This is a genomic window from Leptospira wolffii serovar Khorat str. Khorat-H2 (assembly GCF_000306115.2).
GTDB lineage: Bacteria > Spirochaetota > Leptospiria > Leptospirales > Leptospiraceae > Leptospira_B > Leptospira_B wolffii.
The window spans coordinates 130730-143849 of the sequence record NZ_AKWX02000012.1 but is presented as its reverse complement, the minus strand read 5'-3'; the positions used below and the strand labels follow the sequence as shown (position 1 = coordinate 143849).

Below are 13120 nucleotides of genomic sequence, written 5' to 3'. Positions count from 1 at the left end.
AGGTCTTATTCTTCCGAATCGAATAGTCCCATATCCAACCTTACCGGATAAGTATTTCTTCTCCTCTCGAAATAATCCCAATCCCCTTTTCTCCAGGCATCCCTTAAATCGGAATCCTCTTTTCTTAAGAAGGTAGAAGTTCGGATCGGAGCCTCCGATTTCAGAAAATCGCCGAGAGGAGGTAGAGGACCGTCCTCGTAAAGGATGCTGAGTTTCTTGGCCAAGCGATAAGTGCCCAGCAAACGGCCCAATTGGCTATATCCGGCTATATGAGGAGTGAAAATCGTATCGGCTAAATCGATCATTGTTTCCGCATCCGAACCCGTAGGAGGCTCCGGACGGAATACGTCCAACACTCGCAATAGATCCTTTCTTTCCAGAATTCTTTGCCAGGCTTCCTTACTCCAGATTTCTCCTCTACTTGTATTTAAAACGAGGGTTCCGGGACGAAGTCTATCCGCATGTAGGAGGTCCAACATCTCGTATGTCGGATAAGGTCCTTCCTTGGTAAGCGGCACATGAAAACTTACGATCTCGGAATCCAAGGCTTCCTCGAAAGGAACGGATTTTTCCTTTATAAAGGGATCGTTATATACGAACGGAATCCCTCGGTTCGACAAGATGCTTGCAAAAGCCTTTCCTGTATTTCCGAAACCGATAAGACCTATTTTCTTTTTCTTAGCTTCCTCCTGATCTAAGAATTCCGACAAAGCCGCCCAGCAATATTCCGCCACCGACCCTGCGTTACAGCCCGGAGAATTCAGGAACACTTTCCCTTCTCTCTTTAAATCCGAGAAATTCACATGATCCACACCGGAGCTTACCGTAGCGAATACTCTTACGCTAGGAAATTTACGGATCGTATCCCGGTCTATCTTCAGTCTGGTATTTGCTACCAAAATTTCCGGACTCGAACTTACGGTTTCTTCCGGAAATTTAGCCGGATATTCTCTCGTTTCCAATTTCCGAAAATGAGAGAATATCTCGGATCCCCCCGTAGTACCTTGAGGATAAAATAATAGAGGGCGAGCCATTGGAATCATTCTTAACAAACAGGAAAGGGAGGCTATTGTTTTTTGACTTAAAAACATCTTGCCTTCCCGGAGCGAAAAGATAGCGTCAACGCTTCCAACCGGTAAATATCACAAATGTTAGAGCGTATCAAAGAAATCCCTACCAAAGTCTGGCTTTTTTCCATCGGCCTCCTTGTCCTCGTATCCCTCGTGGTCTTTCTTCTCTGGGAACCCGGCTCGAGCGGAAAAGATTTCGGATTCGACGGAGACGATTCCTTAGGCTTCACCGTCACACAAAACGAAGTGGGAGAATGGGTCATCCATCCGGAGATCATTGCCACATCTAGAGAATTGTATAAGGACGGAGAATGGCTAACCTACGAAGAGATTCTAAAATACGCCGCCTCGGGAGAATTGGATTTGGTCTCCTCCTTGTGGGAACTCCGACGCAAGTGTCCTAAAGATTATAGTCCCGAGCAATGCAACGATTTAGTTAAGGCCTTCCTCCACGAACAATACCCCGGCCCGGACGGTGAAAGGCTTCTGGGACTTTTCCGTCGTTATCTGGATTATGAAACCGTATTAAGAGAATTCGAACAACCTAGGGGAAAAGATCCGGAAGAAATCTACGAGATGATCAAGAAGAAGAGAAGAGAACTCTTTTCGGAGCAGGACGCCAAATTGATCTTCGGATTGGAAGAAGCCGAAAAAGAATACCAATTCGGATACAACCAATTCTTAAGCGAAACCAAGAATCTTTCCGGCGATCAAAAACTGGCAAGATACGAGGAATACAGAAAGGGAGTATACGGAAATTATTATAATACGATCAACAAAAGGGAGCCCAAGTTCAACAAATACGAAACGGAGATGTTCTTTAAGGAAAGCGATCTGAACAAATTATCCGCTTCCGATAGGGATCCTAAGGTCCGAGCCATACGGGAGAAATACTTCGGTAAGGACGGTGCGGATCGTATCGAAAAAGTATATAAGGAAATCGAGGCAACCAAGGCCAAAGAAGCGGAGACGGACAGAGAAGAGCAGGCCTGGTTAAAAGCGAATCCCAACGCCAAAGCCGACGAAAAAGAAAAGGCCCTTTCTGCGATACGCACTCGTATCCTCGGCGCGGAAGAAGGCGAACAATACGGCCGTAGAAAAGCCTTAGAAGAAGACCAAAAACGTCTACAGGGAAAATGATTCGTTTTTCAAGAAGCCCGATCCGACCCATAGTATTTATACTCGGAATCGCTTTCGGGATTCTTTTCGCAATGGAGCCTTTCGCCTTTTTCCCGGCGGGAGGTCTGGCCGCTTTCTGCGGATTTCTGCTATTTCGAGAATTAAGAAAATGGAATATCAGATCCGCGCTTTATTGGCTTGTTGCGCTCTCCCAAACCGTAAATTTGGTCGTATTCTTCTGGATTCCATCCTCCATATCCGCGATATCGGGAGCCAACTGGGCGGTTTCCTGGACTTTATTTCTGGTATACGGACTATTCTCCCATGCGAAGCTCTACGCTTCCTATCTCGGATGGTATATTAGTCTTAATGTATATTCCAAATACGGAAAGTCGGAGGAGGAGACTTCGGCCCTAGGCTGGCTTCTTTTTCCTATTTGGTCCGTTCTAGGAGATTTGGCCGTTCCCCAACTATTCCCTTGGTTTTGGGGGAATATGGCGGAAGGCAATCTTTCCTTTTCCCAGATTTCATCCTACGTAGGTATCTATGGAACCGGATTCTTTCTTTTGGTCGGAGGATCCTCTCTCGCTCTCATCCTGGAAAAAAGAATCAGCAGAACGGGTCGGATCGGAATCCTAGTCTTCGGAATCGCTTGGACCTTAGGCGGGTTTAGACTCTATTTGGCACCTTCCTTTTCCGTCCCGGCGGAAACTCCTAAATTGGAGGAAAACGTTCTCAAACTCTCAGCCTCTCTCATCCAACCCAATAGCTCTCCGGGCAAAAGAGAGCTGGCCGAAAATCCTGAGTTCATGGGACAGACGATCAGCACCAATCTGGAACTGGGACTTAGATCTTCCTTGGAGACTTCTCCTCCTCCGGATATACTTTTCTTTCCGGAATCGGCCGTTCCATTTCACGGTACGGATCCCACGGACGCATCCGTTTCAGGAAGTTCCTATTCTCCCACTTTCCACGGAACGGTATTGTATCTGGCTTATAAGACCGGCGCGGATATTCTTTACAACGAGCTGAATCAATCCCCCGAAGGATTGAAAAATCAAGTTACTCTAATTTCCTCCAACACGGGAGAATCGACTCGCTATGAGAAGAGAAGGCTTTTGGCCTTCGGAGAATATCTCCCCTTCGAGTCTATCTTTCCTTCCTTAAGAAGCCTATTTAGGGAGACCTCCCGTTACGTCACCGGGGGCACTCCTAAACCGTTAACGGGAGAAAGATATCTTAAAAGAAAACGTTTTCCTTCTCCGCCCACGGAAGAGGAAATTTCCCTGATACAGGATCCTGAAAACTTCAGTAAAAGCTTTATAGACGGAGGATCGGACGACAAAGTAGTTTACCAGGCCCTACCCTTGATCTGTTATGAGGCGATGTTCCCGGGATTAGTAAGAGAGTCTATAGAAAACGCGTCTAACGATACCTTCACCTTTTTGACCAATCCTACGAATGACGCGTGGTTTGCCTCCGGAGTCGAGGCTTGGCAACATGGTGGAGCGGTGAGATTCAGAGCGATAGAATTCGGGCTGACCTTCGTGCGCCCCGCAGTAAGCGGAATTTCATTCGCGGTGGATTCCTACGGACGTATCCTGAATACTCCGACCAATTACGGGGAAAAAGCGACCGAATCGTTCCTTCTTCCTGCTACGAGGCTGGACAAGAAAGGAAATACTTTTTTCTCCCGCTGGGGAAATATTCCATTTTTCTTATATTCTGCACTTATAACGGCGCTGTTTCCATTTTTCGCTTCCCGATTCGTTCGCGAAACCCGAAAATAAGGAAGGAAGAACGGCTTGTTAGAGCATACTTTCTGTCATCTACCCGGTATCGACGTCTTAGAGGAAATCAGACTCTGGGATAGAGGTATACTTCAATGGGACGATTTTCGAGAGGAACTAAAAGAGAAGGTAAAGGATCCGGGAGATATGCATTCCAGACTCTTACTAGATTCTTTGGATTTTTCCCGTAAGGAGTTGGACCGAAAGAACTGGGATTATTTCTTCTTTGCCCTCCCGAACCAACAAAAATGGAGACTATTTCCGATTATAAGGGAGAATCTTCTCTATCTGGATATCGAGACTTCCGGATTAGGGGGCGACGATTTCGTAACAGTAGTAGGGATCTACGACGGCAAGGAATTCCGAAACTTTCTAAGGGGTCGGGACATGGACGATTTTCCGGAAAGCGTGCAATCTTCCCACGTATTCGTGACCTATAACGGGGCGGCCTTCGACGTTCCGTTCTTAGAAAGGGAATTCGGACGTAAATTCAAAAATCGTCATATAGATCTGATGTATATTCTTCGCAGCTTAGGGCTAAAGGGCGGGTTGAAAGGTTGCGAAAAGGCCTTGGGAATCAAGCGAGATCTACCTTTCGAAGTCAACGGTGCGGACGCGGTCCGATTCTGGTGGCAGTACGTGCAATACGACGATCAGGATGCGTTGGACATTCTTCTCAAGTATAACCGGGAGGATGTGATCCATCTGGAGCTATTGTTTATCAAGGCCTATAATCTGAAAATCAAGGAAACCAGATTTTTCGGAGAAATCGTACCCGAAAATTGATCAACTCTCGGAATTTTCCTGGATCCATCTGTAAGTCTCGTAAGGAGGTTCCGTTTCCAGAATCTCCACCCAACCCTTGTCTATGAACTTGCGGACCATGGAATGAAGAATAGCCATTGCAGTATTATAATATCCTGAATTAGCCACTTTTTCTCCCATCGCCTCCAAAGTTAGAGTGGAAAGATCGTATTCCTTTTCCTTCAGTCTACGTATGATACCCCGTTCCAAAATTTGGAGAGTCTTGTGCAGGAGCTTAATCGCCTTTTGGGGAGATTCGGGTTCGGGCCCGTGAGCGGGCAAAAGCCTGCGTATATTCATTTTAGAAATTCTTTCCAGGGACTTGTAGTAGTCCTCCAAGTTCCCGTCTATCTCCGCGTAAATCGAAGATATATTCTGCAGAACCAAATCTCCCGTGAAGAATACGTTCTCCTCCAAGATATAAGGAGTCAGGTGCCAAAGATTATGCCCTGGAGTATGTAAAAACCCTATATCCCGACCTCCAGCATGAATCACGTCCCCCTCCACCAATTCCACGTCGAATTTCAGAACAGGCTGGATTCTAGAACCCCTACTTAAAGTATTTCTTAAGTTGATATTGCCTTCTTCAATTCTTGCGAGTTCCTTTTTTCTGTCCTCGGAAAGACGGTGGCCTTTGTATACGAGACGTCGCGTGGCTCGATTGAAGGTTTCTATATATTCCAGATAGTTTCCGATTTCCGTCGCCATTCCTTTCATTGCGTACAATTTGGCGTCAGAGTAATAACGAATCGTGAGCATCGCGCTCATATGATCCAAATGATTGTGGGTGTAAAAGATATGCTTGATCTTACTTAGGCAGAGTCCTATTTTTTTCAGGGCCTTTTGTAACATTCCCAGATTGGCAAGGTATCCGGAATCGATCAAAGTAGGCTCGCCTTCCGGAAGAATATAGATATTATTGGGAGCGTAAAAAGGTTGGGGAATTTCGGTCTTAAAGATTCCGTCTCCGATTTCCACGACGTCGGGAATCGAATCATACCGATATACCTTCATACATCCTCCCTCGTCTCCGATTCCTTACCGAACAAGATTCGGAATCTCCGGAACGATCTTGCCTCTAGGAAAACAATCGGCACCTTTCCCGGCAAGCTTCTAAATTTCCGTTTCGGATATGCGCGGAAAGTACTCGGATGGAATCCAATCTCTCCTGAGCCGAATCTCCCAGAACCCGTTTAATATGTTTAGCCTCGAAGGAGGATAATTTTCCGTCGAAAGAACAGGCGACGGAAAGTAATCTAAGGCACGCTTCCTTTTCCGGTTCGGATAATTTGGAGACCAAACCTCCGAAGGTCTCCAGATCGTCGAAGCTATGCTCCAAGGCCTCCATCCCGAATCCTTTATACAGTTTGATCAGCATGTATTCCAAATTCGGATGGAATCTCTGGGTAAAAACGACTGAGTTTCCGATCGCGGCGATAAAAGCGATTTTAGCGTCCTCGCTCAAGGTGTTCTTTCTTTCCAAAATCTGATCCGCAATTTCCTTGGCGATCACTCTGGAGAGCAAACGTATCCTGAGTTCTATAAGAATCAAATAAAGCACTACTCCGTCCCAAATAGCGGTGATGGGCGCCGCGATATAATCCGCATAGACCCGAAGAGAATTTCTAGCTAAAATTTTTCGTAATACGATTTTAGCGATCAGATTAGATAATAATACTTTCGCCTTATAAAAAAAGGTTCGGATAAGAAGACTTCTTTTGTCCGTGAGTCTAAGAGGATCGATATCTAAGAGTCTTAAATCGGGATCTGGAATTTCCAAGGCCATCCTAGAGAGAAGATTTGCGTTCCCCGTGACGAGATCCGGATCCTTTTCCAATTCCATACCGGAGAGCCGGAACAATCGAAAGGCCGCCCAAAGTCCTAGTTTGTATAATAGATAAAATTCGAGAATAGTACCTATGGCCAAAGCGGAACCTGCGTAGCTCCATTTTTCAATGAACTCGGAAGAAAGAAATTCGGGAGACTCCGGGAAAAGCTTCTCCACTAGAATGATCAGATAGGTGGTCCAGAAACCTACCTGAAGTCCCAAGAAAGTGACCCATCGAATGATCCAGGTACTTCGCGGAAAGAAATCGGCAGAGATCTTCTCATCCACCTTTGCTTTCCCCTGCTTACGGACATAATCTTCGAGGATACGAATCCCCCATTTTTCCAGAAAGCCGGGCTTATACTCTAAATTCACGTTTCGGTCCCGATTCATAAGGAAGAACGATCAGAATTCCCGATTTATCGGGAGTCAAGAGCAATGGAACTTTTAGGCAGGAAATCCGGGTCTTATTCGCTCGGATTCGGTTTTTCCATCGCCGAATTTCATTCTTGACCACGACTTTCCGAAGATAGATATTAGAATTATGGCAATTTCCAGAACGATTCGTTCCCGTTTTTTTAGATTTTTTTTAGGGGTAAGCCTGACCCTAACCCTCGTTTCCTGCAATCATAATGATGTCAATAAGGTAGACCTGACGGTTACAGGTACGGACGGCTCCACTTTCCCGATCAATGGAGAGATCGATAAGAGTAAGACCTCCAATTGCGGAACTGCGACCCCTTATTCCGGTAGTTCTACTTCAGGAACTACTACGACCACGACTACTACCGGTTCTTCTACGAATTTATTCACCGTAAACTCCCGATTGTATTTCATTACCGGAGCCTTCGTAACCATAAAATTCTTATACGATGCGACCCAAAACCAAGGATCCATAGATGCGCAGCAAGGATTCTCTTATTCCGGACTCCCTGCAATGCAAATCCCGGCGGTAGTGGCAAACTACGGAAAGATCTTTTGGGGAGGAAGCGGAGTACCTATAGATACGGGAACATCCAGCACCCAGGCTCTTTCCTATTTAACTGTTACCGTAGATTTAGTGGGAAACCAGGTCACTAGCGGTTCCGCAGGATTGGCGTTGACCCAGTGTTATACTACCAACTTCATCAATTGTACGTCGGCGACTTCTTCCAGTATGTGTTATACGCAAGACGGAGTGAATTGCTATAATACAAATACTGCGACCGGTCCTACTGTTTCGATCAAGGGCGATATCAATTGCACCAGTAACTCGATTCCTTCCGGTTCCACGACTACTTCGCAGTAACCCTTTGATACATTTTTCGCTTCGCGAAAAACACTCACGGCAGGCCCTTTTAGCGGACGGCGATAGAGGGTCGCGTGCGATGTATTTTAGACTTCCGTAAGTTTACGGAATTGCTCTTGGACAAGATTTCCTTCGTTGGATTCCGGATAACTCTTTAGAAAACCCAATAGTTCGTCCACATCCGAGACGAATTCTTCATTCAGGCTTTTACGAATATTATACCGATTCAATAGGGAAAGAATAACCAGATCGTCCCCGGAATTTCTTTCTTCTTTGGCAAAAAGGGAATGCGCGAGTTTCTTATCGTTTTTATCCGCAACGGATAATAATCTTAGAATCGGATAGGTATAAAGACCGTTCCTAAAATCCTTTAGGGGAATTTTTCCCGTTTGGTCTCCCGCTTGGAAATAATCGATGGCATCGTCCTGTTTTTGGAACAGGAATCCCAAACGGATCCCGAACTCGTGCAACTTTTTTCTGGTCTTTTTGGGGGCTTCGATTAGAATTCCGGCGGCCTCGGACACAGCACCGAACAAGGAAGCGGTTTTTCCGTATACGACCTTATTATAGATATCTAAAGTGATTTTGGGATTCTTCTCCCATTCCATTTGTATGAGTTCGCTCACGGATAAATCCTTTATGACGGTAGTAAAGGAATCCATCAGATCCGGAGAACCTAACCCGTTCAAATGGTCGATTCCGCAGGCGAGTAAATAATCCCCGGCAAGAATAGCGGTCTTGTTTCCGAATTTGGAGGCCACACTGGGAATCCCCCTCCTGGTCTGAGCCTCGTCGACCACATCGTCATGAAGAAGACTTGCGGCATGAATCAGTTCCGCAATGGCTCCCACGTCGGCGTATTTTTCGCCCTTATAACCGAGGATGCGGCAAAGACAGTAATGAAGAATCGGACGGATTCTTTTTCCGCCGGATCGAATCGTATAGTCTTTAATTTCGGCGAGAATACGAAGATCCTCGTCTATGATTTCCTTTAGTTTCTTATCGAACTTACGGATTAGGAGATCCTTCAATCCTTTGGTTTTCACGCGGTTTTCCTGTTTCGACAGTATTTAGGAGGGATTTTACCGCTCAAGCAGGAAAGGAAAAGGAAAGGGCGGTTTCGCAGGATAACGGAGAATTCAGGGCTTCCACTTATTGTCCAAGGCCAGTAGGTGACGGGAGAGAATTTTTTCCATGTCTCGGTCCTCCCTCTTGCGGTAGATATGGATCAGGTTACGGAACATTCTCTTGAGAATGGTCAAGCTGCTGGCATGAGTGAAATACCTGTCATGCGCTTGAAAACCGTTGGCTTTTAAGAAACGAATGCAGGTGGATCGGTCCAGCATGACACCGCCGTGATAGGAGTCGATATACGTCTGAAATTCGGAGGATTCGAAATGAAGAAGGAAGTGCAGAGGCATATTGACTCCGTAGAGAGGGAGTCTTAGCCTATGGGCGACCAGTAGATAGATCACGGAAAGTGAGATGGGAATTCCCCTCTTTGTCTCGAAAACTTTATGAAGATAAGAATTGTTCGGGTCTTCGTACTGATCGTGGTTTCCGCCGAACCCTTCTTCCTGGGAAAGCACTCTGGTAAGAAAATGCACCTTGACCTCGTCCGAGGCGAGGTCCTCGTTTAAATCCACAAGTTCCTCCACTCGGAGAGCGATCTTATCCAGATAGGTCCTGAATTCGGGATAAGAAAGTTCCGGATCGATGACGGAAGAAAGTAGGAACACTCCCTCCTCCAAATCGTCGTAATGATTCGGATGTCCCTTTTCTGCTAAGAGAGAATAACGGGAACTGATTCTTTCGGTATGGATACTCTCGCTTACGGATCTGGCAAAAACCCTGAGAGTGGGATCCTTTAACTCGTCGGCAACTTCGCGGATACGAACCTGCCAAGGTATCATGCTAGCGATTTCCTTGATGATTCTGGATTTTTCCTCTAAGGAGGAGAATTCGAGTTGGTAGAACTTGTCCTCGATCTTATCGGGAGGGAAAGGAAGAGTGCCGGAGGAAGAATCCGAGGGGCGCATAGCAATAACGTCCAACCGGGAAAACGAAAGTCAATTCGGAACTTGAGAATTTCTGCAAAAAAGGATGTGCAGAATAAATTAACTATGTCTTCCCTACTTCGAGACGCTTCACATGTTTCTCGTGCATGCGTCCCTCCGTAGTTGGATTATATCTTTAAAAGATTACTTGTTCGAGTTCCTCGAGAGCTTTCTTCTCTTGCTCCGCATTCGGAGGAGTCCCGTGCCAAGCGGGAGAATTTTCCATGAAAGAGACTCCCTTTCCTAAAACGGTTTCAAAAAGAATAATGGTAGGAGAACCGGAATGCGACTTAGCTTTTTCGAAGGCCGCAATGATCGCATCCACGTCATGACCGTTAGCTTCGATCACGTTCCAACCGAATGCTGCGAACTTCTTGTTCAGAGGTTCGAGATTCATCACGTCCTTGGTGAATCCGTCGATTTGGATTCCGTTTTTATCCATGAAGGCGATAAGATTGTCTGTCTTATAATGAGCGGCCGATTGAGCTGCTTCCCAGGTCATGCCTTCTCCACATTCTCCGTCGGAAATACAAGCGTATACCTTGAAATTCTTCTTGGAGAGTCTCGCGCCTAGAGCAATTCCGACGGAAACGGAAAGTCCCTGTCCCAAAGACCCGGAAGAACTCTCCACTCCTTTGAGATAACGAGTGGATGGATGTCCTTGGAGCTTGGAGTTGATATTACGGAAGGTAAGAAGTTCGGATTCCGGGAAAAAGCCCGCCTGAGCCATAGCGGCATAACGAACCGCGCAAACGTGACCGTTGGAAAGAATCAGACGATCCCGATCTTCCCAATCCGGATCGGAGGGCTTATGATTCAGGACTTTCTTGTATAGAACCGCGTAGATATCCGCGAGTCCCAGAGGACCGCCGGGGTGACCCGACTTAGCGGCGGTAACCATTTTGATTACGTTCTTACGGATATTATTGGCGAATACTTTGATTTCCTTGGTTTCTTCCATGTCGGTCATCGACTCCGAAAATTAATGTCCCGAACGGAACAGAAAAAGCCCCGAGAGGTACACGAGAGTATATAATGGTAGAAAAATAAAATGAAGCTTCCTATGGAATTCTTTTTTTCCCATCCATCCGGACCAACCCATCAATAACATCATCAAGAGAGTCAGGGCCGCGATCGCCCGATGAATGTCCACATATTCCCTAGGGACAGTGGCGACAAGTCCCGCCTGCTCCATCCCTCCACCCAGATATTTCAAGCCAAGAAGATAAACCGCCGTTACCAGATTGAATAGGATTCCGAATCCGTTTAAGATTCGGTGCAAGCGGTTATTGCGAAACCGAAACCAATATCCCAAATAGAACAATAGGATAGAGCAAGTCATTCCGGTATTGATGAGAAACAAGGACATCTGTCCAGTGGACCCGAAGCCTCGGATGGAGAAAATCCTTTTTAAAATCGATTGACCCGGCGAGTCGGAATCCGAAACTGTCTTAGAATGCTGCCTTAGCTCAATTGGTAGAGCAGCTGATTTGTAATCAGCCGGTTGTGGGTTCGATTCCTATAGGCAGCTCATTCCTTTCGCGAATAAGATTGACCGACCCACCCTGCCAAAAATAATGGCATTCAATAACGGGTAGGTACTCAAGCGGTCAACGAGGGCAGACTGTAAATCTGCTGGCCAAGCCTTCGAAGGTTCGAATCCTTCCCTGCCCAATAGAGATTCTCCTTTCCATAAAATAAAATCCTAAACAATCAAAAACATCCGGAAGGATTCGAAGCTTGTGAGCGAAAGCGTTTGCAGCGATCCATAGAGAGCGTAAGCAAACGCGTGCCGAGTCCATGGATGGACGAAGGCGCGAACAAGACGCCGTGGAGCCAAGTCGAACACGAGGTGAGACTGCGTAACGGCGAATCCTTCCCTGCCCAATAGAGATTCTCCTTTCCATAAAATAAAATCCCAAACAATCAAAACATCCGGAAGGATTCGAAGCTTGTGAGCGAAAGCGTTTGTAGCGATCCATAGAGAGCGTAAGCAAACGCGTGCCGAGTCCATGGATGGACGAAGGCGCGAACAAGACGCCGTGGAGCCAAGTCGAACACGAGGTGAGACTGCGTAACGGCGAATCCTTCCCTGCCCAATAGAGATTCTCCTTTCCATAAAATAAAATCCCAAACAATCAAAACATCCGGAAGGATTCGAAGCTTGTGAGCGAAAGCGTTGCAGCGGACCTTTTGAGCGACCCATAGAGAGCGAAAAACCCGAAGGGTGCCTGAGTATCGCGAAGGCAAATATCAAATGGACAAACTGCACTGCAATCAATTCGATTAGAGAGCGAGAAGACGACCGGGCGGGGGCGATCTTGACTCACAGACGGTGGAATAAAATTTCCTTTCGCAGACAAATCAAAAGCTATTCTCATAACCCGAACATTCGCTTCCCGGCAATCCTGAACAGTTTGAATCCAAAGAGCCATCCCCAATTCTCAACGATCCGCCATTCCATTTTTCCAAAATGATAGATTCCGATAAGTAAAAATGCTTTCCGCACGGGAGTAAGATCCGTTACATTCTTCAGAATGAATTCCGAGAAAATCACAATTCAAGCTACGATTGCTGCAGAGATCAAAAAGGTTTGGGACTACTACACCAATCCTTCTCATATTGTTAACTGGAATTTTGCCACCGACGATTGGCATTGTCCTTGGGCCAAGAACGATATGAGACCGGGCGGCAAGTATAGCGCAAGAATGGAGGCCAAAGACGGAAGTTTTGGATTCGAGTTTGGAGCAATCTATGATTCAATCGCCGATCACAAAAACTTCACATACACGATGGGAGATGAAAGACAGGTAACTGTCACCTTTGAGGATAAGGGCGATAAAACCCATGTAACGGTTACCTTCGATCCGGAAAACCAGAATCCTATCGAGATGCAAAGAGGGGGCTGGCAGGCCATACTGGATAACTTCGCGAAATATACCGAAGCGAACTGAGAGATCAATTCGGACTTCCGAAGAAGACTACTGCGAATGCTTATCATCCCACCCTTATATTCATAATCAATGATCCATAGCCTTCGCTCAATATGGATTTCACGTAAATGGAATAAAAATTCCGCTGAACTAGTGAATACATGTTGCAGGATCGAAACTTTTCTGTTAAAGCAAATCCCGGCTTCTTCCCGCAAGCCCTCCTCCCCTATT

The 13120-nt window shown here is 46.2% G+C and carries 12 protein-coding genes and 2 tRNA genes; 7 read left to right on the top strand and 7 right to left on the bottom strand.

The window, feature by feature from the left end; all coding sequences use genetic code 11:
• Nucleotides 1-5: 5 nt before the first annotated feature.
• Nucleotides 6-1091 (bottom strand): NAD(P)-dependent oxidoreductase, encoded by a 1086-nt coding sequence (locus LEP1GSC061_RS09730; RefSeq protein ID WP_016545375.1) that lies wholly within the window; start codon nucleotides 1089-1091, stop codon nucleotides 6-8.
• A 57-nt stretch (nucleotides 1092-1148) separates the two neighbouring features.
• Between LEP1GSC061_RS09730 and LEP1GSC061_RS09725 the strand changes: the two genes are divergently transcribed.
• From LEP1GSC061_RS09725 to LEP1GSC061_RS09715, 3 genes are read left to right on the top strand one after another with little or no spacing between them, the layout of a single operon-like run.
• Nucleotides 1149-2210 (top strand): lipase secretion chaperone, encoded by a 1062-nt coding sequence (locus LEP1GSC061_RS09725; protein ID WP_016545248.1) that lies wholly within the window; start codon nucleotides 1149-1151, stop codon nucleotides 2208-2210.
• Nucleotides 2207-3979 carry an apolipoprotein N-acyltransferase gene (locus tag LEP1GSC061_RS09720; protein ID WP_016545345.1) on the top strand — a complete coding sequence of 591 codons (1773 nt, stop codon included), beginning with the start codon at nucleotides 2207-2209 and terminating at the stop codon, nucleotides 3977-3979. Before LEP1GSC061_RS09725 ends, LEP1GSC061_RS09720 begins: the two co-directional genes overlap by 4 nt.
• A 15-nt stretch (nucleotides 3980-3994) precedes the next feature.
• Nucleotides 3995-4765 (top strand): ribonuclease H-like domain-containing protein, encoded by a 771-nt coding sequence (locus tag LEP1GSC061_RS09715; RefSeq protein WP_016545415.1) that lies wholly within the window; start codon nucleotides 3995-3997, stop codon nucleotides 4763-4765.
• Here the strand turns inward: LEP1GSC061_RS09715 and LEP1GSC061_RS09710 are convergent, their stop codons facing one another.
• Together LEP1GSC061_RS09710 and LEP1GSC061_RS09705 are read right to left on the bottom strand one after the other, a co-directional pair.
• Nucleotides 4766-5797, bottom strand: coding sequence for an MBL fold metallo-hydrolase (locus LEP1GSC061_RS09710; protein WP_016545155.1), 1032 nt, complete (start codon nucleotides 5795-5797; stop codon nucleotides 4766-4768). It lies immediately after the preceding gene.
• Nucleotides 5798-5861: 64 nt separating this feature from the next.
• Nucleotides 5862-7004, bottom strand: a complete 1143-nt coding sequence (locus LEP1GSC061_RS09705; protein ID WP_016545371.1) for an LBF_2804 family protein — start codon at nucleotides 7002-7004, stop codon at nucleotides 5862-5864.
• A 151-nt stretch (nucleotides 7005-7155) separates the two neighbouring features.
• Between LEP1GSC061_RS09705 and LEP1GSC061_RS09700 the strand changes: the two genes are divergently transcribed.
• Complete coding sequence (locus tag LEP1GSC061_RS09700) at nucleotides 7156-7899, top strand: LIC10920 family plasminogen-binding lipoprotein (protein WP_016545187.1); 744 nt, start codon at nucleotides 7156-7158, stop codon at nucleotides 7897-7899.
• 86 nt (nucleotides 7900-7985) lie between these two features.
• Here the strand turns inward: LEP1GSC061_RS09700 and LEP1GSC061_RS09695 are convergent, their stop codons facing one another.
• The 4 genes from LEP1GSC061_RS09695 to LEP1GSC061_RS09680 all read right to left on the bottom strand — a co-directional run bounded on the left by LEP1GSC061_RS09695 (nucleotide 7986) and on the right by LEP1GSC061_RS09680 (nucleotide 11325).
• Nucleotides 7986-8945 (bottom strand): polyprenyl synthetase family protein, encoded by a 960-nt coding sequence (locus LEP1GSC061_RS09695; RefSeq protein WP_016545391.1) that lies wholly within the window; start codon nucleotides 8943-8945, stop codon nucleotides 7986-7988.
• Nucleotides 8946-9038: 93 nt separating this feature from the next.
• Nucleotides 9039-9938 carry a transglutaminase family protein gene (locus LEP1GSC061_RS09690; protein WP_016545166.1) on the bottom strand — a complete coding sequence of 300 codons (900 nt, stop codon included), beginning with the start codon at nucleotides 9936-9938 and terminating at the stop codon, nucleotides 9039-9041.
• A gap of 154 nt (nucleotides 9939-10092) precedes the next feature.
• Nucleotides 10093-10917, bottom strand: coding sequence for a transketolase (locus LEP1GSC061_RS09685; RefSeq protein ID WP_016545185.1), 825 nt, complete (start codon nucleotides 10915-10917; stop codon nucleotides 10093-10095).
• A gap of 21 nt (nucleotides 10918-10938) precedes the next feature.
• Nucleotides 10939-11325 (bottom strand): hypothetical protein, encoded by a 387-nt coding sequence (locus tag LEP1GSC061_RS09680; protein ID WP_016545274.1) that lies wholly within the window; start codon nucleotides 11323-11325, stop codon nucleotides 10939-10941.
• An 89-nt stretch (nucleotides 11326-11414) separates the two neighbouring features.
• On the opposite strand from LEP1GSC061_RS09680, the gene LEP1GSC061_RS09675 reads away from it, so the two are divergent.
• The 3 genes from LEP1GSC061_RS09675 to LEP1GSC061_RS09665 all read left to right on the top strand — a co-directional run bounded on the left by LEP1GSC061_RS09675 (nucleotide 11415) and on the right by LEP1GSC061_RS09665 (nucleotide 12910).
• Nucleotides 11415-11487 (top strand) — tRNA-Thr (locus tag LEP1GSC061_RS09675).
• 61 nt (nucleotides 11488-11548) lie between these two features.
• A tRNA-Tyr gene (locus LEP1GSC061_RS09670) sits at nucleotides 11549-11630 on the top strand.
• An 863-nt stretch (nucleotides 11631-12493) separates the two neighbouring features.
• Nucleotides 12494-12910, top strand: a complete 417-nt coding sequence (locus LEP1GSC061_RS09665; protein ID WP_016545309.1) for an SRPBCC family protein — start codon at nucleotides 12494-12496, stop codon at nucleotides 12908-12910.
• Nucleotides 12911-13120: the final 210 nt, after the last annotated feature.